General features: G+C 74.4%; 19 protein-coding genes. 13 read left to right on the plus strand and 6 right to left on the minus strand.

What is annotated here, in order from left to right:
• Positions 1-319: 319 nt before the first annotated feature.
• The 3 genes from ACT17Q_RS16380 (at position 320) to ACT17Q_RS16390 (ending at position 3306) form a co-directional block, all read left to right on the plus strand.
• Entirely contained in the window at positions 320-970 is a 651-nt protein-coding gene (locus ACT17Q_RS16380) for a PadR family transcriptional regulator (RefSeq protein ID WP_094181452.1), read from the plus strand.
• The gene (locus tag ACT17Q_RS16385) at positions 967-2061 is read left to right on the plus strand and encodes an inositol-3-phosphate synthase (protein ID WP_444663801.1); all 1095 of its coding nucleotides are present in this window, start codon (positions 967-969) and stop codon (positions 2059-2061) included. The genes ACT17Q_RS16380 and ACT17Q_RS16385 overlap by 4 nt, the downstream gene beginning before the upstream one ends.
• A gap of 225 nt (positions 2062-2286) precedes the next feature.
• Complete coding sequence (locus ACT17Q_RS16390; RefSeq protein ID WP_444663803.1) at positions 2287-3306, plus strand: type IV toxin-antitoxin system AbiEi family antitoxin domain-containing protein; 1020 nt, start codon at positions 2287-2289, stop codon at positions 3304-3306.
• An 81-nt stretch (positions 3307-3387) separates the two neighbouring features.
• Here the strand turns inward: ACT17Q_RS16390 and ACT17Q_RS16395 are convergent, their stop codons facing one another.
• Positions 3388-4731 (minus strand): hypothetical protein, encoded by a 1344-nt coding sequence (locus ACT17Q_RS16395; protein WP_444663805.1) that lies wholly within the window; start codon positions 4729-4731, stop codon positions 3388-3390.
• Complete coding sequence (locus ACT17Q_RS16400) at positions 4721-5269, minus strand: sigma-70 family RNA polymerase sigma factor (RefSeq protein WP_268531966.1); 549 nt, start codon at positions 5267-5269, stop codon at positions 4721-4723. Before ACT17Q_RS16400 ends, ACT17Q_RS16395 begins: the two co-directional genes overlap by 11 nt.
• A gap of 182 nt (positions 5270-5451) precedes the next feature.
• On the opposite strand from ACT17Q_RS16400, the gene ACT17Q_RS16405 reads away from it, so the two are divergent.
• Positions 5452-6762 (plus strand): MFS transporter, encoded by a 1311-nt coding sequence (locus ACT17Q_RS16405; protein WP_444663806.1) that lies wholly within the window; start codon positions 5452-5454, stop codon positions 6760-6762.
• A 61-nt stretch (positions 6763-6823) separates the two neighbouring features.
• Positions 6824-7258 (plus strand): hypothetical protein, encoded by a 435-nt coding sequence (locus ACT17Q_RS16410; protein WP_094181449.1) that lies wholly within the window; start codon positions 6824-6826, stop codon positions 7256-7258.
• Here the strand turns inward: ACT17Q_RS16410 and ACT17Q_RS16415 are convergent.
• The gene (locus tag ACT17Q_RS16415; RefSeq protein ID WP_444663808.1) at positions 7255-8724 is read right to left on the minus strand and encodes a CCA tRNA nucleotidyltransferase; all 1470 of its coding nucleotides are present in this window, start codon (positions 8722-8724) and stop codon (positions 7255-7257) included. The two genes, ACT17Q_RS16410 and ACT17Q_RS16415, sit on opposite strands and share 4 nt — an antisense overlap.
• A gap of 81 nt (positions 8725-8805) precedes the next feature.
• Between ACT17Q_RS16415 and ACT17Q_RS16420 the strand changes: the two genes are divergently transcribed.
• From ACT17Q_RS16420 to ACT17Q_RS16455, 8 genes are all read left to right on the plus strand, one after another.
• Positions 8806-9369: an NUDIX hydrolase gene (locus tag ACT17Q_RS16420; RefSeq protein ID WP_174773851.1), complete on the plus strand. Its 564-nt coding sequence runs from the start codon at positions 8806-8808 to the stop codon at positions 9367-9369.
• A complete protein-coding gene (locus ACT17Q_RS16425) occupies positions 9366-11720 on the plus strand; it encodes a DUF6049 family protein (RefSeq protein ID WP_444663810.1) in 2355 nt (784 codons plus the stop codon). Before ACT17Q_RS16420 ends, ACT17Q_RS16425 begins: the two co-directional genes overlap by 4 nt.
• The gene (murJ, locus tag ACT17Q_RS16430) at positions 11717-13822 is read left to right on the plus strand and encodes a murein biosynthesis integral membrane protein MurJ (RefSeq protein ID WP_444663812.1); all 2106 of its coding nucleotides are present in this window, start codon (positions 11717-11719) and stop codon (positions 13820-13822) included. Before ACT17Q_RS16425 ends, murJ begins: the two co-directional genes overlap by 4 nt.
• A gap of 61 nt (positions 13823-13883) precedes the next feature.
• The gene (locus ACT17Q_RS16435) at positions 13884-16133 is read left to right on the plus strand and encodes a protein kinase family protein (protein ID WP_444663814.1); all 2250 of its coding nucleotides are present in this window, start codon (positions 13884-13886) and stop codon (positions 16131-16133) included.
• A gap of 149 nt (positions 16134-16282) precedes the next feature.
• The gene (gene trxB, locus ACT17Q_RS16440; protein WP_444663816.1) at positions 16283-17278 is read left to right on the plus strand and encodes a thioredoxin-disulfide reductase; all 996 of its coding nucleotides are present in this window, start codon (positions 16283-16285) and stop codon (positions 17276-17278) included.
• Positions 17275-17595 (plus strand): thioredoxin, encoded by a 321-nt coding sequence (trxA, locus tag ACT17Q_RS16445; RefSeq protein WP_094181445.1) that lies wholly within the window; start codon positions 17275-17277, stop codon positions 17593-17595. The genes trxB and trxA overlap by 4 nt, the downstream gene beginning before the upstream one ends.
• Before the next feature lie 106 nt (positions 17596-17701).
• Positions 17702-19045 carry an aminotransferase-like domain-containing protein gene (locus tag ACT17Q_RS16450; RefSeq protein ID WP_094181444.1) on the plus strand — a complete coding sequence of 448 codons (1344 nt, stop codon included), beginning with the start codon at positions 17702-17704 and terminating at the stop codon, positions 19043-19045.
• 41 nt (positions 19046-19086) lie between these two features.
• Complete coding sequence (locus ACT17Q_RS16455) at positions 19087-20118, plus strand: D-alanine--D-alanine ligase family protein (RefSeq protein ID WP_444663819.1); 1032 nt, start codon at positions 19087-19089, stop codon at positions 20116-20118.
• A 31-nt stretch (positions 20119-20149) separates the two neighbouring features.
• Here the strand turns inward: ACT17Q_RS16455 and ACT17Q_RS16460 are convergent, their stop codons facing one another.
• The 3 genes from ACT17Q_RS16460 to rsmG all read right to left on the minus strand — a co-directional run bounded on the left by ACT17Q_RS16460 (position 20150) and on the right by rsmG (position 23725).
• Positions 20150-21376, minus strand: coding sequence for a ParB/RepB/Spo0J family partition protein (locus ACT17Q_RS16460; RefSeq protein WP_444663821.1), 1227 nt, complete (start codon positions 21374-21376; stop codon positions 20150-20152).
• Positions 21373-22674, minus strand: coding sequence for a ParA family protein (locus tag ACT17Q_RS16465; protein WP_444663823.1), 1302 nt, complete (start codon positions 22672-22674; stop codon positions 21373-21375). The genes ACT17Q_RS16460 and ACT17Q_RS16465 overlap by 4 nt, the downstream gene beginning before the upstream one ends.
• 295 nt (positions 22675-22969) lie before the next feature.
• A complete protein-coding gene (gene rsmG / locus ACT17Q_RS16470) occupies positions 22970-23725 on the minus strand; it encodes a 16S rRNA (guanine(527)-N(7))-methyltransferase RsmG (RefSeq protein ID WP_444663825.1) in 756 nt (251 codons plus the stop codon).
• Positions 23726-24028: the final 303 nt, after the last annotated feature.

The following is a 24028-nucleotide window of genomic DNA, read 5'->3' on the forward strand; positions in this document are numbered from 1 at the left end:
GGCCGGGGGGCTCGACGGGGTGCGCAGCGGACGCGCCGCCCAGTATGCGCGAGAAGGCCTGGCGTGGGACGCCTCGTCGGGAGTCGTCCCAGGACCTTTCACAGGATCGGCACGCCGGCCGCGCGGCAGCGGGCCCGGGGTGCGGCCGGGGTGTGGGGCGGGTCACGCGGGGCGCCGGGCGCGGGCGACTTGTGTCCGACGAGCGGCGCGGCATAGTCTGCGCGATGTATCGAGTTGATACATCGCTTCAGTAGATCGCCCCGGATACATCGGACGGACGTCCGTGAGCGGGAGCCCCAGCCTAGAGGAGGTGCCAGGAGTGCGCGGTCGTTCCGACGTGCTCGAGCCGGCGATCCTCGGGCTGCTGCACGAGTCGCCCATGCACGGGTACGAGCTGCGCAAGCGGCTCAACCTCGTCCTCGGCTCGTTCCGGGCGTTGTCGTACGGGTCGCTGTACCCGTGCCTGAAGTCGCTCGCCGAACGCGGCTGGATCGTGGGGACCGAGTCCCCGGCGGACCCGCACGCGGTCGGGAGCAAGCGCGCCCGGATCGTCTACCAGATCACCGCGGACGGCAAGGAGCACCTGCAGTCGGTGCTCGCCACGTCCGGCCCCGCGGCGTGGGAGGACGAGAACTTCGACGTGCGGTTCGCGTTCTTCGCGCAGACCGACGCCGAGACCCGGCTGCGGATCCTCGAAGGTCGGCGCACCCGCCTGACCGAACGCCTCGAGACGATCCGCCAGTCCGTCGCCCGCACCCGCGAGCGCATGGACGAGTACACGCTCGAGCTGCAGCGCCACGGCCTGGAGCAGGCCGAGCGCGAGGTCCGTTGGCTCGACGGGCTCATCGACAACGAGCGTGGCGTCCGCCGCGCGCGTCCCGCCGGCACCGGTCACCGCGCCGGCGCCACGTCCACCGCCGACGGCGAGCACGCCGCTCCGGCCAGATCCACCGAGAAGGAGCGAGGATGACCTCCATCCGCGTCGCCATCGTCGGCGTCGGCAACTGCGCCGCGTCGCTCGTCCAGGGCGTTCACTACTACGCCGACACGCCGGCCGACGGCAAGGTCCCCGGGCTCATGCACGTGCAGTTCGGCGACTACCACGTCAAGGACATCGAGTTCGTCGCTGCCTTCGACGTCGACGCGAAGAAGGTCGGCTTCGACCTGTCCGAGGCGATCGTCGCGTCGGAGAACAACACCATCAAGATCACGGACGTCCCGCCGCTCGGCGTGACCGTCCAGCGCGGCCACACGCTCGACGGCCTCGGCAAGTACTACTCCGAGACCATCGAGGAGTCGGACGCCGAGCCGGTCGACGTCGTCCAGACGCTCAAGGACAACAAGGTCGACGTCCTGATCTGCTACCTGCCCGTCGGGTCCGAGGCCGCCGCGAAGTTCTACGCGCAGTGCGCCATCGACGCGAACGTGGCGTTCGTCAACGCGCTGCCCGTGTTCATCGCGTCCGACCCGGAGTGGGCCGCGAAGTTCGAGGCCGCCGGTGTCCCGATCGTCGGCGACGACATCAAGTCGCAGGTCGGCGCGACCATCACGCACCGCGTGCTCGCCCGCCTGTTCGAGGACCGCGGCGTCATCCTGGACCGCACGTACCAGCTGAACGTCGGCGGCAACATGGACTTCAAGAACATGCTCGAGCGCGAGCGCCTGGAGTCCAAGAAGATCTCCAAGACGCAGGCCGTGACGTCGAACCTCGAGGACGGCCCGCTGGCCGGCAAGAAGGAGGACCGCAACGTCCACATCGGCCCGTCGGACTACGTCGCGTGGCTCGACGACCGCAAGTGGGCGTACGTCCGCCTCGAGGGCCGCGCGTTCGGCGAGGTGCCCCTGAACCTCGAGTACAAGCTCGAGGTGTGGGACTCCCCGAACTCGGCCGGCATCATCATCGACGCGCTGCGCGCGGCGAAGATCGCCAAGGACCGCGGCATCGGCGGCCCCATCCTGTCCGCCGCGACGTACTTCATGAAGTCGCCGCCGGTGCAGATGGAGGACGGCAAGGGCCGTGCCCAGCTCGAGGCGTTCATCCGCGGCGAGATCGAGCGCTGACCTGCGCCTGACCTCCGCCTGACGGACCTGCGGGAGGGCCCCGACGCGGTGCGTCGGGGCCCTCCCGCTGTCTGCCTCCGGTCCTCCGTGCCAGGCCGCGACGACGTCCGGGCCCTCAATGGGTGGAGAAGCGCTCGCCAGGTGAGCGCTTCTCCACCCGTTGGCGTCCCCGGGGGCTGTGGATGGGGCCGACGCGCGTGGGGTGTCGTCGGGCAGGGTCGGGGCGTGGAGCGCGGGGGGCGGGTCGCCGGGCTGCCTGCCGTGCGGGGCATGGCGCCCGAGGTGCGCCGCACCGTCGTGCGGCAGGACGCCGTGGTCACCACCGCACAGCTCGTCGGCTGGGGGTACGCGTCCGCGACCGTGCGGCGGCGGGTCGCCTCCGGGGACTGGCAGCGACCGTTCCGCGGCGTCGTCGTGCTGCAGTCGGGTCCGACGAGCTGGCGGCAACGGGCGCGCGCGGCGCTGCTGTACGCAGGGCCGGGTGCCGCCCTGACGCACCGGTCCGCCGCGTACCACCACGGTGTGGTGCGCGACCCGGGTCCCGTCGTGCACGTCGTCGTGCCGCACGCGCGCGCCGTGACCGCCCAGCGCGGGCTCGTCGTCCACCGCACGCGACGCACCCGCTGGTCCGGAGGTGTCCTGCCCGCCGTCGAGCCCGCCGAGGCCGTCCTCGACATGCTCGCCGACGCGGCCACCCCACCCGGGGCCGGGACGACAGCCGTGCGGCGGGACGTGACGGACGCGGTCGTCGGGCTGATCTGCGACGCGGTGCGCGGCGGCGTGCGGCCCGAGGCGCTGCTGTCGCACGCGCGGCGGCGCGGACGGCTGCCGGGACGGGCGCTGCTGCTCGCGATGCTCGACGAGGTGCGCGCGGGGGTCGAGTCACCGCTCGAGCACCGGTTCACGCGGGACGTGGAGCGCGCCCACGGGCTGCCGCGGGGCGTGGCGCAGCGGTGGGAACGCGTCGACGGGCGCTGGATCCGCGCGGACCGCGTGTACGTCGGGCTCGGGGTGCGGGCCGAGCTCGACGGGAGCCTGGCGCACCCCTTCGGCGCGACCGACGACGACGTATGGCGCGACAACGCCGTGCTGCTGACCAGCGGTGACACCACGCTGCGCTACCGCTGGCGCCACGTGGCCGTGACCCCCTGCGCCACGGCCGCCCAGCTCGCCGCGGCGCTGCGCGCCCGAGCCTGGCGAGGCCACCCCCACCCCTGCTCCCCCACCTGCCCCCTGACGGCCTGAGCCCGACCTGACGTCGCAACGGGTGGAGAAACGCTCGTGTGGTGAGCGTTTCTCCACCCGTCGACGGCATGCGGGGGTGGGTCAGCGGGCGACGATCCAGCTGAGCATGCCCGGGCGGTCGCCGCGGTTGTCGACCGGGAAGCCGAGCAGCGCCCGCGCGTCGCCCGTGGCCGGGTCGTGCACGGTCAGCGTCGAGGGGGCCTGCTCGCCGTTGCAGCCCTGCTCGCCCTTGACGTACACGAGCCCGCCCGCGACCTGCGGCGTCGTCGCGAGGAACAGCCCGCTGCGGGTCTCCTCGACCGGGGTGAGGGACCCGTCCCGCTCGCGCAGGTACGTCCCCGCGCTGCCGCATGCCTCGACGTCGCCCGGCTGGAACGTGTCGCCGACGAGCACGCCGTCGGACAGCCACTGCGGCGAGTTCAGGTACGGGTCGCGGGGGCCGACGACGGCGGCCGCGGTCCGCTGCGGCTCGTCGCCGGACAGGTCGATCTCGACCTCGTCGAACCCGGCGTCCCAGGCGGTGCCCTCGGCGCAGCGCGCCAGCAGCGTCGACGCGTCGAGCCACGCCGCGACGTCGCAGTTCTCGTCCCCGTGGACCAGCGGGTACGGGCCCCGCACATCGCCCGTGTCCAGGTCCACGACGTCGTACGAGTGACGCTCGGAGGACATCAGGTCGTCGCGGCTGCCGATCATGCGGTGACCGGTCGGGTCGACGAGCCGCAGGCTGTCGCGCGGCGCGTCGTACACGTCCCGGCTGCCGCCGTCGTCCTCGAGCACGACGAAGCCGTCGTCGAACCAGAGCTCGCCGTCCGCGACGCGGCCCACGAAGTCGGAGTCCGGCGCCAGACCCCGGGCGTCGGCGGTGACCGTGCCGTCCGCGAGGTCGAGCAGCGCACGCTGCGCGGACCCGTCGACGACCTGCCGCACCACCGCGGTCGCGTCGGGGGCGTCCCAGTCCAGCACCTCGAGCTGCGACCCGGCCCGGACACCCGGGACCCGGTAGGAGTCGCCCTCGGGCGAGGTCAGGAGCACCACGTCGCCGCCCGGGTCGCGCACGCCCTCGGGGTCGGACGTCTCGGCGAGGTGCACGCTCAGCACCCAGCCCTCGTCGGCGTCGAACAGCACGCCCGGGGTGAGCTCGCGGTACGGCGGGATGCCGGGGGTCTCGACGAGCGGGCCCTGGGTCACGCCGTGCGTGGCCGGGTCGACCGGGCCGCCGCGGTGCGCACCCGCGAGCAGCGCACCACCCGCGAACGCGGCGACCGCGGCGACGCACAGCGCGGCGGTCTGCGTGTGCCGCACGGCGCGGCGGCGCCGGACCCCGCGCCGGGCGCGCTCGAGCGGCCCGTCGGCGGTCAGACCGTCGAGCGCACGCTCGTCGGCGTCCGCCACGGCCTGCAGGAACTCGTTCAGGTCACGCACCACGGCGCGCCTCCTTCGGCTGGACGTTCGGCTGGACGTTCGGCTGGACGACGATCGACTCGGCGTCCGCGGACGTGGTCCCGAGCGCCGCGTTGAGCAGCGAGACCCCGTCGGACGTGTAGCGCTTCACGGCGCCCTCGGAGATGCCGAGGGACTGCGCGGTCTCGCGGATGGTCATGTCGTCGAGGTAGCGCAGCACCACGCACGCCCGGACCCGCGGGGCGAGCACGGACAGCGCGTCGACGAGCTCACGCGTCAGACCCGGCAGGTCGATCTCGACGACCGTGGCGCGCTCCCCCGCGAGCCGGCGGTGCACGTCACGCTCCCGGCCGAGCCGCCGTGCACGGTCGACGTACTTGGTCGCGATCGCGCGGCGCACGTAGTGCTCGGCCTCCGCGACCGACTCGAAGCGCGCGCGGCCGCCGAACGTGGCGACCAGCGCGTCCTGCACCAGGTCCTCCGCGTCGTGGCGTGTGCCGCACAGCAGCGTCGCCCGCGACAGCAGGCGCGGGTATCGCTCCCGCACCAGCTGGTCGAGCATCGGTTCCCACCGACGGATCATGGGTCCCCCCGGTCGTCTTGGTCCGTCCCTCGGACAGTGTGAAGAACGCCGGGTGCGCCGTGCGGGTTGGGGTCGAGGGTCGGCCGGTCACGTGACGTGGCCCACGGCGGCACGACGACGAGCGCGCGGGCGTCGCGACCGGCGGTCCCGCGGGTGCGAGGATGACGCGCGTGCAGGTGATCGCGGACCTCAAGGCGCTGTGGCCGCTGCGGGGGTTCCGCAGGCTCCTGTCGGTGCGGCTCGTCAGCCAGTGCGCCGACGGCATGTTCCAGGTGGGCCTCGCGACGCTGTTCTTCTTCTCCCCCGAGAACGCGACGACCGCCGGGGGCGTCGCGGCCGCGTTCGCGGTGCTGCTGGCGCCGTTCACGATCGTCGGACCGTGGGCGGGGGTGCTGCTCGACCGGTGGCCACGCCGCCAGGTGCTGCTCGTCGGGAACGTGGTGCGGCTCGTGCTGACGCTCGCGACCGCCGCCGTGATGGTGACCGCCGGCGTCGGGCCCGCGGTCTACGTGCTCGCGCTCGTCGTGCTGTCCGTCAACCGGTTCCTGCTGTCCGCGCTGTCCGCGTCGCTGCCGCACGTCGTCGAGGGGCGGCTGCTGCTCACCGCGAACTCCGTGACGCCGACGCTCGGCACCGCCGCGAACGGCGTCGGCAGCGCCGTCGGGCTGGTGCTCGGCTGGGTGCTCCCGGCGGGCTCGACGCGAGACGGTGCGGCGCTCGTCCTCGCCGCGCTCACCATGGGCGCGGCCGCCGTCGTCGCCGCCGGCTTCGCGCGGGACCGGCTCGGTCCCGACGAGGAGTCCGACGCCGCCCGGATGACGGCCGCGCTGCTCGTCCTGCTGCACGGTCTCGTCGAGGGCGCCCGCTACCTCGTCGCGCGCCGCACCCCCGGGCTGGCGCTCGGTGTCATGGCGTACCACCGGTTCCTGTACGGCGTCGTGTTCATCGCGAGCATCCTCATCTCCCGCAACCTGCTCGCCGACCCGGCCGACGCCGCGCAGGGGCTCGCCACGTTCGCGACCGTGCTCGGCGCGACAGCCGTCGGGTTCGCGCTCGCGATCGTCCTGACGCCCACGCTCTCCCCGCGCACCGGCCTGCACGTGTGGATCACCGGCTGCCTGCTGCTCGCGGCGGTCAGCCAGGGGGTGCTCGCGTTCACCTACGCCCGTGGTCCCGTGCTCGCCGCCGCCGCCCTGCTCGGCCTCGCCGCGCAGGGCACCAAGATCGCCGTCGACACCGTCGTCCAGCGCGACACCGGCGACGCGTACCGCGGGCGGGCGTTCGCGCTGTACGACGTGCTCTACAACGCGGCCTTCGTCGGGGCCGCCGCGCTCGCCGCCGCGACCCTGCCCGACACCGGGTGGTCCGCCGGGCTGTTCGTCGTCCTGGCGCTCGGCTACGTCGTCGGCGCGCTGGGGTACGGCCTCGCGACCCGCCGCCACCCCGTCCCCGTACCCGTCCCTGCCGCGTAGTCGCACGTCAGAACGTTTCAGACGCCCCCACGGACGTCCGGTATCGCTACGGTTGCGGTCCGTGCCCCGCAGACACCGGATCATCCCCCTCGTCCCGGTCCTCGCGACGCTCCTGGCCGCCGGCTGCGGCACCGCCGCCGCCCCCGGCTCCGCGGACATCGCCCTCACCTACGCCGACGAGAGCGGCCGGCAGCAGGAGCTCAGCATCCAGGCCGACGCGACCGTGTGCACCGACGACATCACCCCCGACCGTCGGCGCCTCGCCACCGCCGACGGCACGGTCGCCGCGCTCGTCGACCCGCTCGGCGAGGCGCAGGTCCGGGTGCGGATCGACGACGAGCTGACGTTCCAGTCGACGACCGCCGGCCGCGGCGACCGCGACGGGCTCCGGCTCGAGGACGTGGAGGGCATCGTGGTGCGCATCCCCGTGTCCGGGATCCAGAAGAAGATCAGCGAGGGCGCCCGCATCACCGGAACCCTCGACTGCCCCGCCTAGGAGCGGGCGGACCACCAGGCGCGCAGCTCGGATTCGGCGCGCTCGGGGCCGAGCGGGCCGCGCTCCATGCGCTGCGCGAGGAGGAACTTGTACGCCTCGCCGACCTCGCGCCCGGGCTTCAGGCCCAGGATCGCCATGATCTGCGTGCCGTCGAGGTCGGGGCGGATGGAGTCGAGCTCCTCCTGGTCCTTCAGGCGGGCGATGCGCTCCTCGAGGTCGTCGTACGCGGCGGACAGGCGCTGCGCCTTGCGGACGTTGCGCGTGGTGCAGTCCGACCGCGTGAGCCGGTGCAGCCGCTCGAGCAGCGGGCCGGCGTCGGTGACGTAGCGGCGCACCGCGGAGTCGGTCCACCCGCCCTCGCCGTACCCGTGGAACCGCAGGTGCAGCTCGGTGAGCCGCGCGACGGCCTGCACGGTCGCCTTGTCGTAGCGCAGGGCCTTGAGCCGCTTCGCGACGAGCTTGGCGCCGACCATCTCGTGGTGGTGGAACGAGACACCGCCGCCCGGCTCGAACTTGCGGGTGCGGGGCTTGCCGATGTCGTGCAGCAGCGCGGCGAGCCGCAGCACCAGGTCCGGGCCGGGGACGGCGCCGTCGGGACCGGTCTCCAGCGCGATGGCCTTGTCGAGCACGGTCAGCGAGTGCTCGTACACGTCCTTGTGGCGGTGGTGCTCGTCGATCTCCAGGCGCAGCGCCGGCAGCTCGGGCAGCACGTGGTCGGCCAGGCCCGTCTCGACGAGCACCTGCAGGCCGAGGCGCGGCTGCGCGGACAGCAGCAACTTGGACAGCTCGTCACGCACACGCTCGGCGGAGACGATCGCGATGCGCTCGGCCTGCTCGACGACCGCCGCGAGCGCCGCGTCGTCGACCGTGAAGCCGAGCTGGGCGGCGAACCGTGCGGCGCGCATCATGCGCAGCGGGTCGTCGTCGAACGACTGCCGCGGGTCCACCGGTGTGCGCAGCGTGCGGCGCGCGAGGTCCTCGAGCCCGCCGAACGGGTCGACGAACGTCAGCTCGGGCAGCCGCACGGCCATCGAGTTGACCGTGAAGTCGCGGCGCGACAGGTCGCCCTCGAGCGAGTCGCCGAACACGACCTCGGGCTTGCGCGACGTCGGGTCGTACGCGTCGGTGCGGTAGGTGGTGACCTCGACGACGACGTCCTCACCCCCGCGCCGCCTGCCGAACCGCCGCGCGCCGATCGTGCCGAACTCCCGGCCGATGTCCCAGTGCGCGTCACCCCAGCGCGCGAGCAGCGCCTGCGTCTCGTCGGGCGTCGCCGACGTCGTGAAGTCCAGGTCCGACGACGCGCGCCCCAGGAACGCGTCCCGCACGGGCCCCCCGACGAGCGCGAGCTCGTGACCCGCGTCCCGGAACAGCTCGCCGAGCTCGAGGGCGTCGGCCGGCAGCGTGGCGAGCACGCCGAGGGCGCGCTTCTGCAGCGCGAGGAGGGAGGGCGTGTCGTCGGGCACCCGCCCGATTCTAGGTGGCGCGGGCGCCCACCCCGCCGGTGGGTTCGGGTCCGACCGGAGCAAGTCGTTACAGTGGCACGCATGTCCGGCGCCGCGCACCCGTCCCCTCAGCGGGGCGTCCCGGCGCCGCCCGGAGGGCACCGGCTGCACGCCCCGCGGCCCGTCACGCCCCCGCGGCCGTCCGGCCCCGCCGCGGCACCGCTGCCCGTGGTGGACGAGACGTCGGCGGGCGGGCTCGTCGTGCAGCTGCGCGACGGCGTCTACCACGCGGCCGTGATCGCCCGCCGCAACCGCGGCGGACGGCTCGAGTGGTGCCTGCCGAAGGGCCACCTCGAGGGCGAGGAGACGCCCGAGGAGGCCGCGGTCCGCGAGATCGCCGAGGAGACCGGCATCCGTGGGCAGGTGCTGCGCCGGCTCGGCGTGATCGACTACTGGTTCTCCGGCGACGACCGCCGCGTCCACAAGGTGGTGCACCACTTCCTGCTCGGCGCGGTCGGCGGCACGCTGACCGTCGAGGGGGACCCGGACGGCGAGGCCGAGGACGCGGCGTGGGTGCCCGTCTCGATGCTGCCGGACCGGCTGGCGTACCCGAACGAGCGCCGGCTCGCCGAGGCCGCGCTCGTGGTGCTCGTCGGCGAGGCATGACCGGCGTCGAACCCCGGCCGGCACGCACGCGGGCGCCGTCGCCGGGCCGGGTCCGCGCGGCCCTGGCCGCGGTGCTGGCGCTCGCCGCCGCGCTCGTCGTCGCCCCCGCCGTGGCGCGCACCTCGAGCGCGCGCGCGGCCGACGAGGCGGTCGTCGACGTGCGCATCGTCTCGATCGCCCCGCAGGTGCTCGAGCCCGGTGAGGACCTGCGGGTGACGGTCGAGGTCACCAACACGACGAGCGCCCCCGTCGAGGACGCCCGCGCCGTGCTGTGGCTCAACCGGTTCCGCATGGGCTCGCGCGACGAGGTCGCCGCGTGGGCGGACCGCGGGCTCGACGAACCCGCGGGGCAGTCCGAGATCTCGGTGGACCTCACCGAGCCGCTCCTGCCCGACGCGGCGCGCACCGTGACGCTGACGCTGCCCGCGGACCAGGTCCACCTGACGAACCTGCCCGGCCTGTGGGGTGCGCGCGGCATGGCCGTCGAGGTCGCCGCGCGCGGCGAGCGGCTGGGGCTCGAGCGGACGTACATCCTGTGGAACCCGACCGACGACCAGCCGCCGCGCGTGCCCGTGTCGGTCGTCCTGCCGTTCGTCGGCCCCGCGAACGCCCCCGTCGCGGCGCCCGCGCCCGACGACCTGCCCGGCAAGGACCCCTCCGACGCGCCCACCGCGACCGAGGGCGCCGCCGAGCCGACGTCCGCCGCCGCAGCCGCGGCCCGCGCGGCCGACGACGACCTCGACGCGCTCACCGCACCGGGCGGACGCCTGCGCGCGATGCTCGAGGCCGCGACCGTCGACGAGGACGTCACGGTCGTCGTCGACCCGTCGCTCCTGCCGCTCGCGGAGTCCGGCAGCGCGTCCTCGCAGCGGTTCGCGCAGCGCCTGCGCGCCGCGATCGCGAGCCACGACTCCTACGGCCTGCCCTGGGCGGACCCGGACGTCGCCGCGGTGCAGCACGCGGGCCAGGGCGCGTTGCTGCAGGTCGCCGCGGACCGCACGCAGGCCGAGCTCGAGAGCAGCGAGCACCTGCTGCTGTGGGCGGCGGACGCGGGCACGCCCGACGACGTGACGCTGGCCGCGGTCTCCGGCGCGGGCGCCGCGGCGATCCTGGCGCCGCCGGCCCCGACCGCGGGCGCGTCCGGCTCGTCGTCCGAGGTCGCGCCCGACCGCTCGTCCGCCGCGTCCGGGGTGTCGTCCGACGACGCCTCCGACTCCGTGCGGACGTTCGAGGCGGGCGTCGGGCCCGTGACGACCGTCGTGCCGGACGCGGTGCTCTCGCGGCTCGTCGTGGGCGGCACCGCCACGGGCGACGGCACGTCCGGGAGCACGCCCGCGAGCATCGCGCAGCGCGTGCTCGCCGAGCTCGCGGTCGTCTCGCACGAGGAACCCTCACCCGCGGGCGTCGTCGTCGCCACCGACCGCCTGACCGCGCCCGACAGCGCGGTCCTGGGCGCCGTGACGAGCGCGCTGCGCGCCGCGCCCTGGACCCGCACCGCCACCCTGTCCGAGGTGCTCGCGGAGCCGCGCGACGCGCGCGCCGACCGCGCCCCGGCCAGCACCACCGACCGCGACGAGCTCGACCCCGCCGCCGTGACGGCCCTCGCCGACGCGCGCGAGGCCGCGCGCTCGTTCAGCGAGGTGCTCGACGACCCCGACGCGTTCCTCGCCGGCATCGACGACCAGGTGCTCGCCCCCCTCGCCGTCGCCTGGCGGGCCGCACCCCGCGAGCGCGCCGAGCTGGTCGAGCAGACCGTCGAGCAGGTGCTCGCCCGGACCACCGGGCTGTCGATCGTCGAGACCAGCGACCTCAACGTCATCGCGACGACGAGCGACCTGCGCCTCACGGTGCGCAACGAGCTCGCCGTGCCCGTGCGCGCCAGGCTCGTCGTCGACCCCCGCAAGGCGTGCCTCACGGTCGGCGGGTTCGCCACGCCCGTCCTCGAGCCCGGCGACACGTCGGTCACGGTGCCGCTGGAGGCGCACGCCAACTGCGACGTGCTCGTCGAGGTGCAGCTGGTCGGCCCCGCCGGGCAGGACGTCGCCGAGCCCATCGCGTTCTCCGCGCGCGTCTCGCCCACGATCGAGAGCGTCGGCACGGTCGTCGTCGGCATCCTGCTGGCGCTCGGGCTCGCGCTCGGCATCGCGCGCACGGTCCGGCGCGGGCAGAGCGCCCGCCGCGGGGCACGCACCGTCTCGGAGTCGACCGGTCCCGTGACGCTGCCCGTCCTGGGCGGCACCCCCGCCGACGACGAGAGCCTCGCCGAGGGCACCGGCCCCGACGACGCGCCTGCCGGGGCCGACGACGACGCGCGCGCGGGCGAGGCGTCCGACGAGGGTGCCGCACGGTGAGCGACGCACCGGCCGACGACGGGCGCATGCGCCGCGGCGCGGCGCTCATGGCGTCCGGCACCGCCGTCTCCCGCCTGCTCGGGCTCCTGCGGTCGATGGTGCTGTTCGCCGCGATCGGCGCGACCGGCCAGGCCGCGGACGCCTTCGCCGTCGCCAACAAGCTCCCCAACGTCATGTACATGCTGCTCGTCGGCGGCGTCCTCAACGCGGTCCTCGTGCCGCAGGTAGTGCGCGCCTACAAGAGCGGCGCGGGTCAGGTCTACGTCGACAAGCTGCTGACCTTCGGGTTCGTCGTCCTCGCCGGTCTCACCGCCGTGCTCACGCTCGCCGCCCCGCTGCTCGTGCGGCTCTACGCGGACGCGGCCAGCCCGGCACAGATGGACCTGGCCGTCACGTTCGCGTACTGGTGCGTGCCGCAGGTCTTCTTCTACGGCGTGTACGCGCTGCTCGGGCAGGTGCTCAACGCACGGTCCTCGTTCGGGCCGTACATGTGGGCGCCCGTCGTCAACAACGTCGTGTCGATCGTCGGGTTCCTCGTGTTCATCGTCGCGTTCGGCGCGGTGCCCGAGTCCGGGTACGGCACCGCGCAGGCGTGGGGCACCTCGCAGGTCGTCGTGCTCGCCGGCGCCGCGACCCTCGGCGTCATGGCGCAGGCGCTCGTGCTGTTCCCCGCGCTGCGCGCCGCCGGCGTGCGCTACCGGCCCCGGTGGGGCGTGCGGGACGCCGGGCTGGGCCAGGCCGGCCGGGTCGCGACGTGGACGCTCGTCGGGCTCGCCGTCGGGCAGCTCGCGTACGTCGTCGTCTCGCGCGTCGTCTCGCAGGCGCCCGGTGCCGCGGACCGCGCCACCGACGTCGCCTCCAACGCCGCGTACGACGCGGCCTTCCTCATCTTCATGCTGCCGCACTCGCTCGTCACCGTGTCGCTCGCGACCGCGCTGTTCACGCGCCTCGCCGAGCAGGCGCACGACGGGGACTCGCGCGCCGTGCGCGCCACGCTGTCCTACGGCATGCGCGTCGTCGGCGTGTTCACCGTGCTCGCCGCCGCCGTCCTCGCGGTGCTCGCGATCCCCGTCACGCAGCTGATCCTTCCCTCCGCGACCGCCCAGGCCACCGACGCGGTCGCCCAGGTCGTCGTCGCGATGGTCGTCGGGCTGCCCGCGTTCGGCGCGTGGTCCATGTGCCAGCGCGTGTACTACGCGTACGAGGACACCCGGTCGATGGTGCCCGTGCAGGTCGTCATGGCGATCGTCGTCGTGCTCGGCGCGCTCGTCGGACGCGTCGTGCTGCCCGCGACCACCTGGGTCGTCGGCGTGGGTGTCGCGATGAGCGTGTCCTACCTCGTCGGATCCGTCGTCGCGCTGCGGCACCTGCACCGACGGCTGCACGGCGTCGACGGCGGGCGCGTGCTGCGCCTGCACCTGCGGGCCGTGCTCGCCGCGGTCCCCGCGACCGTCGTCGGCCTCGGCCTCCTGCTGCTGCTGTCCTGGCTGCTCCCGGCGGGCTTCGTCACCGCGGCCGTGAAGTGCCTGCTCGTCGGGCTCGTCATGGTCCTCGTCTACGTCAAGGTCCTGCGCGCCCTGCGCGTCCGCGAGCTCGACGACCTGCTGCGGCCCGTCGTCGGGCGGCTCTCCGGCGTGCGCCCGCTGCGCCCCCTGCTGCGGATCCTCACCCCCGCCGCCCCGCCCGCCCCCGAGCCGGAGCCCGACGACGCCGGCGCCCCCGCGCGCACCCCGCGCCGCGCGACCTCCCAGCCGCACTACCCGCTCACCCCGTGGGCCGCGTGGCCCGACGGCGGCGGGGGCGTGCCGATGGTCGCCGAGGCCCCGCCCGGGGCGGCGCCGCTCGTGCCCGAGCTGCCGCCCGCTCCACGTCCCCCGCGCACCGCGCGGTCGCGCCCGCACTACCCGCCCGGGCACCCGCTGTACCGGCCGAGCCGGCCCCTGTCCGACTGGCTGGGCGAGCAGGGCGACCCGGGGTCCTTCCCCGGCCCCGACCGTGGCCCCGACCCGGGCTCCGAGCCGGGCTCCGACCCGCAGTCCGGGCCGTGGGACGACGGGCGTCCGTCCCCAGGTGGACCGCGGACCCCCGGGGGCCCCGTCTAGAGTGCTGGCAGGGCCCCGACCAGGGGTCGATGCGACGACGACGCAGCGCACGGAGGTGCACGTGAGCGAGGTGGTCGGACCCGGCACGGTGCTGTCCGGGCGGTACCGGGTGCGCGAGCAGGGCACCTGCGACGTGCCCGGGGTGTCCGTCTGGCACGCCACCGACCAGATCCTCGACCGGCCCGTGCGGGCCGTCGTGCTCTCCTCCGGAGCGGTCTCCGCCGCGCTCGACGGCGCCCGACGCGCCGCGCTCGTCTCCGACCCGCGGCTCGCGCGCGTCCTCGACGTCGGCACGCACGACCGGCTCGGCTACATCGTCACCGAGGACGTCGCCGGCCCGACGCTCGCCGAGCTCGTCGCGCGCGCCCCCCTCACGCCCGAGCAGGCCCGCGCGGTCGTCGGCGAGGCCGCCGCCGCGCTCGAGGTCGCCCGCCGGCGCGGGCTGCACCACCTCGCGCTGCGCCCGCGCTGCCTGCACCTCGTCGGCCCCGGGCGGGTCATGATCACCGGCCTCGGCATCGACGCGGCCGTCCTCGGCGTCGCGGACGGCGACGCCCGCACGACGAGCCGGCGGGACGCCGTCGACCTCGTCCGGCTCCTCTACACCGCGCTCACCGGCCGCTGGCCGGCGACGTCGAGCGACGCGATCGCACCCGGCGTGGCCTCCGCGCCCGGGAACGCCGGCGTGCCCGTGCCGCCGGTCGAGCTCGTCGCCTCCGTCACCAACGACCTGGACACGCTGTGCGCCGTCACGCTCGGGCCGCACGACGACGGGCCGCACACGCCCGGCGACCTCGTGCGTGAGCTCGAGCCGTGGGGTGCGATCCGTGCGGTGCAGGGCGGCGCCGACGCACCGACCGTCGCCCTGCCACCGGCCGTGCCGAACGCTGTGCCGCCCGCTGCGCCGCGCGCTGTGCGAGGCGCCGGTGCGCCAGCCGTCGCGCCCGCCGGGACGGCGGTCGAGACTGGTCCCGGACACGCCCACGAGGGAGCCGCTGTGACCGACGACCGCGACACGACGAGCACGCCGCCGACCGGCACACCGGTGGGCTCGACCGACCCGACCCAGGTGCTCGGCAGCGCTGCGGCCATCGCCGAGGCCGCCGGGGCTGCCGCAGCCGGCGACGACGCGGCGGCGCGCGGCATGCGGGAGGCCACCCCCGAGGACGACCTGCAGGACACCGCGCCCATCCGCGTGCAGCGGCAGTCCGTGCGGGACGCGTTCGGCGACGACTCGTCGCCCGCCGTGAACCGGCCCGGCACTCCCCCGCCCGCCGCACCGCTGCGCACCTCGGCGTTCGGCGGCTCCGCGGTCGCCCCGCCCGTCGGCTCGGGTCCCGCGCGCATCTCGACGCGGCCGGGTGCACCGGTGACGGAGGTGTCCGGCCCGGGCGCCACGATCCCGCTCGGCTCGATCCGCGCGTCCGTGCCCCCGTCGGGTCCCGCCTCGCCTCCGCCGTCGGTGCCGCCGGGCGGCCACCAGGGTCCCGGGGCCGGGCCCGGCGGCGGAGCTGCCGGCGCGGCGGGCGCCGGCTCGGGCGGGTCGCAGCCTCCCGTCGTGCCGCCGGGTGGCGGCTCTCCGTGGCCGGGTCCGTCGTCGGGCGACGACGACTTCTCGTCCGTGATGGGCGAGGTGGGCGACGAGCCGCCGCGTCGACGCGCGTTCGACCCGACCGCGCTCGTGCTCGCGGTCGTCGGCATCGGCGTGGTGATCGGCGTGGTGCTCGCGTTCAAGGCGCTGTTCTCGTCGCTCGACACGGGTGCCCCCGAACCGCGGCCCCAGGCCACGGCGTCCGAGCAGACCACCTCGGGTGAGCAGGAGCCGACCGGCGAGGCGACGGGAGAGCCGACGGGCGAGGAGTCGACGCCGCCCGCCTCCGGGGCGAAGCCCGTGATCGCGTCCGCGCGCAGCGTCGACCCGTCCGACGACGACGGCGAGCACGAGGAGGCCGTCGGCCGCGCGTTCGACGGCGACACGTCCACGTACTGGTACACGATGACGTACCAGCAGGCGAACTTCTCCGGCTTCAAGGACGGCGTCGGGTACGTGATGAAGCTCGAGGAGCCCGCGCTGGTCTCGACCGTCACGCTCAAGACCGGCTCGGAGGGCGGGAAGTTCCGGATCACCACCGGCGGGGCCGACGACCCGAGCGGCGGCGAGGTGCTCGGCTCCGGGTCGTTCGGTCCGGAGGTGACCGTGGAGCTCGACAAGCCGACGGAGACCGACGTCGTCACGCTGTGGATCAGCGAGCTGCCGGCCGCGGCGGACGGGTCGTTCCGGCTCGAGCTCAACGAGATCTCGCTGGGCTGACGTTCCGCACGCGGCGCGGTGACGCCTCGACGCACCACCTCGTCCACAGAGAGGGGCGCGGCGGTGGCGGGGAACAGATCCGGCCTACGATCGGTTGACTGCGACAGCCCGCCACACCCGGCGACCCCTGCGACCCCGAGGACCGTCCTGTGACCGACCAGCCCATCCGCGAGCTCGTCATCGTCGGCTCCGGCCCTGCCGGCTACACCGCCGCGATCTACGCCGGACGCGCCGGCCTCGCACCGCTCGTCGTCGCCGGCTCCGTCACCGCGGGCGGCGCGCTCATGAACACCACCGAGGTCGAGAACTTCCCCGGCTTCCCCGCGGGCATCCAGGGCCCCGAGCTCATGGAGAACCTCCAGGCCCAGGCCGAGCGGTTCGGCGCCGAGGTGCTGTGGGACGACGCCACGTCGCTGTCCCTGACCGGGCCGGTCAAGGAGGTCACGGTCTCCGACGGCACGACGTACCGCGCCAAGGCCGTCATCCTGGCGACCGGCTCCGCCTACCGCGAGCTCGGCCTGGACGACGAGAAGCGCCTGTCCGGCCGCGGCGTCTCGTGGTGCGCGACGTGCGACGGCTTCTTCTTCAAGGACCAGGACATCCTGGTGGTCGGCGGCGGTGACTCCGCCGTCGAGGAGGCGACGTTCCTCACGCGGTTCGGCCGCTCGGTCACGCTCGTGCACCGCCGCGACCAGCTGCGCGCCTCGAAGATCATGGCCGACCGCGCCGCGGCCGACCCCAAGATCCAGTTCGCGTGGAACAGCGAGATCGTCGGGATCCACGGCGAGGAGAAGGTGTCCGGCGTGACGCTGCGCGACACCGTCACCGGCGAGACGCGCGAGCAGGACGCGGGCGCGGTCTTCGTCGCGATCGGGCACGTGCCGCGCACCGAGCTGCTGCTCGGCCAGGTGGACCTCGACGAGAACGGCTACATCGAGGTCCAGGGCCGCAGCACGCGGACCAACCTCGAGGGCGTCTTCGCGTGCGGCGACGTGGTCGACCACACGTACCGTCAGGCGATCACGGCCGCAGGCTCCGGCTGCGCAGCCGCGCTCGACGCGCAGCACTTCCTCGCGTCGCTCGGCGACGCGGTCGACCCGATGGTGCCCACCGAGGTGCCGGTCCTGGTGGAGGATGCCCGATGATCGACGTCACCGACGAGACGTTCCGCGCCGAGGTGCTCGAGTCCGAGATCCCGGTCGTCGTCGACTTCTGGGCGCCCTGGTGCGGCCCGTGCCGCATGGTCGCGCCCGTGCTCGCCGAGCTCGCGACGCAGTACGAAGGTCGCGTCAAGATCGTCAAGGTGAACTCCGACGAGAACCCGGTCGTCGTCGGCGACTACGGCATCGTCTCGATTCCGACGCTCAACATCTACTCCGGCGGCGAGCTGGTGAAGCAGGTCATCGGCGCCCGCCCCAAGGCCGCTTACGCCCAGGAGATCGAGGCGCTGCTCGCGGGCTGACCACCCGCGAGGTCCGCCCGGCATCACCGGGGCCTTCACACGACTCGTCCGTACGCGGGCCGTTTTTCCGTCCTGGGCACCCGACCCGGCGTGCAAGACTGCCAAGATGACCTCGCAGCCCTCGCCCCGGCCGGAGACGTCGGGCACCCCCACGTCCGCCGCCGCGGGTACGCGGCTCGACCCCTGGCTCGACGCGTACGCCGACCGCACGCACGGCATGCGCGCCTCGGAGATCCGGGCACTGTTCGCGGTGGCGAACCGGCCCGAGGTCGTCTCGCTCGCCGGCGGCATGCCGTTCCTCGACGGCCTCCCGCTGGACTCGCTCGCTCAGGTCGCCGCACAGGTGGTGGCGCAGCGCGGGCTGCAGGCCCTGCAGTACGGCTCCGGTCAGGGCGACGAGACCCTGCGCGAGCAGATCCTCGAGGTGATGGCGCTCGAGGGGATCAGCGCCCACCCCGACGACGTCGTCGTCACCACCGGGTCGCAGCAGGCGCTCGACCTGGTCACGCGCGTCTTCATCAACCCAGGCGACGTCGTCGTCGCCGAGGCCCCCTCCTACGTCGGTGCGCTCGGTGTGTTCCGCGCCTACCAGGCCGACGTCGTGCACGTGCCGATCGACGAGCACGGGCTCATCCCTGCCGCGCTCGAGGAGACGCTGACCTCACTGGCCGCCGCGGGCCGGCAGACCAAGTTCCTCTACACCGTGCCGAACTTCCACAACCCCGCCGGGGTCTCGGTGTCGCTCGAACGGCGACCGCAGATCGTCGAGATCGCCCGCCGGCACGGCGTCCTCGTCCTCGAGGACAACCCGTACGGCCTGCTCGGCTTCGACCGCGACCCGTGGCCCGCGCTGCGCTCGTACGACGAGGACGGCGTCATCTACCTCGGCTCGTTCTCCAAGACGTTCGCCCCCGGCTACCGGGTCGGCTGGGCCGTCGCGCCGCACGCCGTGCGCGAGAAGCTCGTGCTGGCCTCCGAGTCCGCGATCCTGTGCCCCTCCAACGCGTCGCAGATCGCGATCTCGTCGTACCTGTCCACGTGCGACTGGCGGTCCCAGGTCAAGAGCTACCGCGAGCTGTACCGCGAGCGACGCGACGCGATGGTCGGCGCGCTCGCCGAGCACCTGCCCGAGGCGTCCTGGACCGTCCCCGACGGCGGCTTCTACACCTGGGTGCGGCTCCCCGAGGGCCTCGACGCGAAGGACATGCTCCCGCGCGCCGTCACCGCCCGAGTCGCCTACGTGCCCGGCACCGCGTTCTACTTCGACGGCACCGGCCGCGACCACATGCGGTTGTCCTTCTGCTACCCCACTCCCGAGCGGATCCGCGAGGGCGTGCGCCGCCTCGCGTCCGTCGTCTCCGCCGAGCGCGAGCTCGTCGAGATGTTCGGCACCGGCACCACGGACGAGCCCGCCGACGACGTCGTCGCGCCCGCACCCGACGTCCTGTGACGCAGCCTCCTGCCACCGCCTCGTCCTCGGAGCACGCACCCGTGACCTCGTCGTCAGCCCCCGCCCCGTCCGCGCCCGCGCCGCTCGTCCCCGGCTCGTCGGCCGCTCCCCGCGTCGCCCTCCTCGCCGGGGGTCTCTCGCACGAGCGCGACGTGTCGATCCGCTCCGGGCGGCGCGTCGCCGAGGCGCTGCGGTCGGCCGGCGTCGAGGTGAGTCTGCACGACGTCGACGCCGACCTCGTGCCCGCGCTCACCGAGCTCGCGCCCGACCTCGTCTGGCCCCTGCTGCACGGCGCGAGCGGCGAGGACGGCTCCGTGCGCGACGTCGTCCAGCTGCTCGGCCTGCGCCTGCTCGGCACCGGACCCCGCGCGAGCCGCGTCGCGTGGAGCAAGCCCATCGCCAAGACCGTCGTGTCCCGCGCCGGCATCGTCACGCCCGAGTTCGTGACCCTCCCGCAGTCTCTGTTCCGCGAGCTCGGGGCGGGGCGGGTGCTCGACGCGATCGTCGGCCGGCTCGGGCTGCCCGTCGTCGTGAAGCCGTCGCGCGGCGGGTCCGCCCTCGGGGTGAGCGTCGTGCGGTCCGCCGACGAGCTGCCCCGCGCGATGGTCGAGTGCTTCGCCTACGGCGGCACCGCCCTCATCGAGCGAGCGGTCGACGGCGTCGAGGTCGCGGTCTCCGTGGTCGACCTCGGCGACGGACCCGTGGCACTCCCCCCGATCGAGATCGTGACCGACGGGCCCTACGACTACGACGCACGCTACAACCCCGGTCGCGTCGAGTACTTCGCGCCCGCGCGGCTCGCGCCCGAGACGCGCGCCGCCGTCGAGGACGTCGCCATCACCGCTCACCGCGCGCTCGGCCTCGCCCGGCTCTCCCGGGCGGACCTCATCATCGACGAGGACGGTGTCGTGCACTTCCTCGAGGTCAACGTGACCCCGGGGATGACGGAGACGTCGCTGTTGCCGCAGGCAGCAGAGGCCGCCGGGCACAACCTCGGGGCCTTGTACCGCGCGCTCGTGGAGGCGTCGCTCGCCGCCGAGCCGACCGGCCTGGCGGGCGTCGGGGCCCTCTGACCCGCTCGGCGCGCCGGGCCCACGCCGGCCGTCAGCCCTTCAGGAGGCCCGGGTCGTCGGGGGCGAGCGTCGAGAGGATCCGGTTCAGGTCCTGGACCGACGCGAACTCGACCGTGAGTCGCCCGCGCGACTTGCCGAGCTGCACCTTGACCCGCGTGTCGAGCCGGTCCGAGAGCCGGGTCGCCAGCTCGTCGAGCGCCTCGTTCCGCTGACCCGCCCGCGGCGCCGCACGACGCTGCCCCGGCGCCGCGTCGTCGCCACCGAGCGCGACGATCTCCTCCACGGCACGGACCGAGAGGCCCTCGGCGACGATCCGCTGCGCCAGCCGCTCGATCGCGGCGCCGTCCGCGAGCCCGAGGAGCGCTCGCGCGTGCCCCGCGGAGAGCACGCCCGCCGCGACGCGGCGCTGGACGAGCGGCGGCAGCTTGAGCAGGCGCAACGTGTTCGAGATCTGCGGCCGCGAGCGGTGGATACGCGTCGCGAGCTGCTCGTGGGTGCAGCCGAAGTCGTCGAGCAGCTGCTGGTATGCCGCCGCCTCCTCGAGCGGGTTGAGCTGCGAGCGGTGGAGGTTCTCCAGCAGCGCATCGCGCAGCAGGTCCCCGTCCTCCGTCTCACGAATGATCGCCGGGATCGTCTCCAGGCCCGCTGCCTGCGTCGCCCGCCAGCGCCGCTCACCCATGATGAGCTCGTAGCCGTCGTCGACCTGGCGCACGACGACGGGCTGCAGCACACCGATCTCGCGGATCGACCCGACGAGCTCGTCGAGCGCCTCTTCCTCGAAGACCGTGCGCGGCTGCTTCGGGTTCGGCCGGATCGAACCGACCGGGAGCTCGGCGAACCGCGCGCCCGGCACCGGCACGAGCCCGTCCCTGTCGTCGACGGCCGGGTACGCGTCCGGCACCGCTGCGGCCGTGGCGTCCGACGCGACGCCGGCGTCCGACTCGCCCGTGCCGTCCGACGTGGCCGTGCGGTTCGACGCGGCCGGCGCGGCATCCACGGCGGCGCTCGTCACGTCGTCGGTCACGGTGCTCGCCGGGACGGTACCGGTCGGCGAGGCATCGCTCGTCGGCGTCGTGGCGACCGCGTCGTCGACCACGGCCGTCGCCGTCGCGATCGGTCCGGACTCGGCGTGCTGGTCCCCGAGGTCCGGGAAGAAGACGTCGACCGGACGGTCCTTGGGGGCGGGGCGCTGTCCGTCGAGCCCTGCGGGGATCAGCGCGCCCAGGCCGCGGCCCAGTCCACGTCGCTTCTCGCTCATCGGTCCTCCTCCGTGCCGCTGGTCGCGGTCACGCTGGTCGGTGTGGTGTCGGTGCCGGCCGCGGCGCCCCGCTCGGCGATCTCGCGCGCCGCCTCGAGGTACGCCAGCGCGCCGGACGAGCCGGCGTCGTACGTCATGACGGTCTGTCCGTAGCTCGGTGCCTCCGAGATCCGCACCGAGCGCGGCACGGTGGTCCGCAGCGTGCGCTCCGGGAAGTGCTCACGGACCTCGGCGGCCACCTGCTGTGCGAGGTTCGTGCGAGCGTCGTACATGGTGAGCAGGATCGTGGAGACATGCAGGTCCGGGTTCAGATGAGCCTGGATGAGCTGGATCGTCTTGAGCAGCTGGCTCAGACCCTCGAGCGCGTAGTACTCGCACTGGATCGGGATGAGCACCTCGCGTGCGACGACGAACGCGTTGACCGTGAGCAGGCCGAGGCTCGGGGGGCAGTCGACGAAGACGTAGTCGATGCGCTCCATGCCGTTGTCGATGCGCCACTGCAGGTACGCGTCGAGCGCACTGCGCAGCCGTGTCTCCCGAGCCACCATCGAGACGAGCTCGATCTCGGCGCCCGAGAGGTCGATGGTCGCCGGCAGGCACCACAGGCGGGGCACGTCCGGGCTCTCCTGCACCGCCTCCGCGATGGGGGCGCCCTCGACCAGCACCTCGTAGATGGAGGGAGTTCCCGCGCGGTGCTCGATGCCCAGCGCCGTCGACGCGTTCCCCTGCGGGTCGTTGTCGAGCACCAGGACGTTCAGCCCCGACTGCGCGAGTGCCGCGGCGAGGTTCACCGTGGTCGTCGTCTTGCCGACGCCACCCTTCTGGTTCGCCACTGTCACCACGCGCGTCTCGGCGGGTCGCGGGAACTGCCGACCCCGCAGCTCGATGCGCCGACGCGCGTCCAGCTGGAGCTCGGCCATCAGCGGGGTGTCGGGCGTCGCCGTCGGCAGGCTCTCCACCAGTGCCGCGCGGCGCTGCTCCTCGGGGTCCAGGTCAGCTGGCGGTGCCGGCGTCTCCGGACGTGCGAGCGACTCCGCCTCCCCCGTTTCACGTGAAACGGGAGCGATCGGGTTCAGGGTCGAGGCGTGCTCCACGGCGTCAGCCGCTCCGTTCAGGTGGTCGTCGGCGCCGTCGTGCGTCGCCGCGTCGTCGCGGCCGTCCGACGAGTCGTCGTGGATCTCGACGCTCTCGACCAGCTCAGCCGTCGCGGTCTCCCCCTGCGCCTGGATCCCCCAGGTCGCGGCCCACGTTGCGGCGCGCCCTTCACTCTCCTGGCGCTCGTCGCCATCCGCAGGCACGTCCGGCCCGGGTCCACCGTGGTGCTCGGGAGCCAGCCCGTCCTGGGCCGCGGGAAGCTCACCGGCCGCCGTAGGCGCGGTCGCCTGCTCGTCGCGCGACTCATCCGGGACGGGCGACGGTGCGCCGTCGCTCCGCGGTGCCGACGCGGGCGCTTCCACGTGAGCGACCCGCTCGACGTCGGCCGCCGCCGGGGGCGAGGGCTGCGCCACGGGCGCCGGTTCGGCGCGTGCCGCCTCGACGGGAGTCGCGGGCCACGCCGCGGTCGCGGGAACAGGCTGGGGCGCGCGCCCCTGCTTACGCCTTCCGAACACTCTTCCGCCCTTCGTGCACGGCGACGACGACGCGGGTCGGCTCGACGCCGACCAGCGTGCTGACCTCGTGCAGCTCCACGGCCCCCACCTGCGCGCGACGCGCCGCGCGGCGGCCGTTCTCGATCTCTTCCGCGGCACGGGCGCCCTTGAGCGCCACCAATATGCCGCCGGGCCGGATGAGCGGCGTCGCCCACCCGTACAGCTTCTCCATCGCGGCGACCGCGCGGGTCGTGACCGCGTCGACCTGCAGGTCGAGAGCCTCCTGCGCCCGTGCTCTGCGCACCTCGGCGTTCGAGAGGCCGAGGTGTGCGACGACCTCGTTCAGCCAGTCCGTCCGCCGCTCCATCGGCTCAAGGAGCACCACGTGGGCATCCGGGAGCATCGCGGCGACCACGACCCCGGGCAGGCCCGCGCCGCTCCCCAGATCGACGATCGAGCCGCTCCTCGGGAGGAACGGCACAGCGGCCGCCGAGTTGAGCAGGTGCCGCTCCCAGAGCCGGCCCACCTCACGCGGACCGATCAGGCCGCGGAGAACCCCCTGGTCGGTGAGCATCGCGTGGAAGGCGTCGACCTGGTCCCACGCATCGGCGAAGAACTCGGGAAGCCGGGGGTCGCCCTCGAGGGCGTCGCGGACCAGCTCGGGCTCAGGCTCGAGGACCTGCTCTCGCTCGAGCGCCTGATCTCCTGCAACCTGGTCTCCGTCGACCTCGTGGCTCTCGGCCGCGCCGCTCTCACCCACCGACGCCACCTCTCGTTCCACGTGAAACCCTCCTGCAGGCCGCCAGAACGCGGACCGCCGCGCGACAACCCACCGTACCGGCTGGACGGGTCCAGCCAGACGCGCCGCACGCTGATGTGCACAACCTCTCGTGCCGAGTTTCGGCAGGTCGCGCGCCGCCTCCCCCCGGCCCCACCAGTACGCAGCCACGCCCCGTCCCGGCCGCGCCGGCCTGTGCGCTGAGGATCCCGCCTCGCGCTCACACCGTTCCAGCCGTGTAGGTGCTCGCCCGCGCCGTTCTGTGTCGTCCGCGTCCGCCGTTCC

It is taken from the genome of Cellulomonas sp. CW35 (assembly GCF_052378485.1).
Lineage (GTDB): Bacteria > Actinomycetota > Actinomycetes > Actinomycetales > Cellulomonadaceae > Cellulomonas > Cellulomonas uda.

Bases quoted from the DNA above. Each gene is read 5' to 3' on its own strand.
- ACT17Q_RS16385 (WP_444663801.1), top strand. From the start codon at position 967: ATGACCTCCATCCGCGTCGCCATCGTCGGCGTCGGCAACTGCGCCGCG.
- ACT17Q_RS16400 (WP_268531966.1), bottom strand. From the start codon at position 5,269: ATGCTCGACCAGCTGGTGCGGGAGCGATACCCGCGCCTGCTGTCGCGG.
- ACT17Q_RS16405 (WP_444663806.1), top strand. From the start codon at position 5,452: ATGACGCGCGTGCAGGTGATCGCGGACCTCAAGGCGCTGTGGCCGCTG.
- ACT17Q_RS16420 (WP_174773851.1), top strand. From the start codon at position 8,806: ATGTCCGGCGCCGCGCACCCGTCCCCTCAGCGGGGCGTCCCGGCGCCG.
- ACT17Q_RS16425 (WP_444663810.1), top strand. From the start codon at position 9,366: ATGACCGGCGTCGAACCCCGGCCGGCACGCACGCGGGCGCCGTCGCCG.
- trxA (WP_094181445.1), top strand. From the start codon at position 17,275: ATGATCGACGTCACCGACGAGACGTTCCGCGCCGAGGTGCTCGAGTCC.
- ACT17Q_RS16450 (WP_094181444.1), top strand. From the start codon at position 17,702: ATGACCTCGCAGCCCTCGCCCCGGCCGGAGACGTCGGGCACCCCCACG.
- ACT17Q_RS16460 (WP_444663821.1), bottom strand. From the start codon at position 21,376: ATGAGCGAGAAGCGACGTGGACTGGGCCGCGGCCTGGGCGCGCTGATC.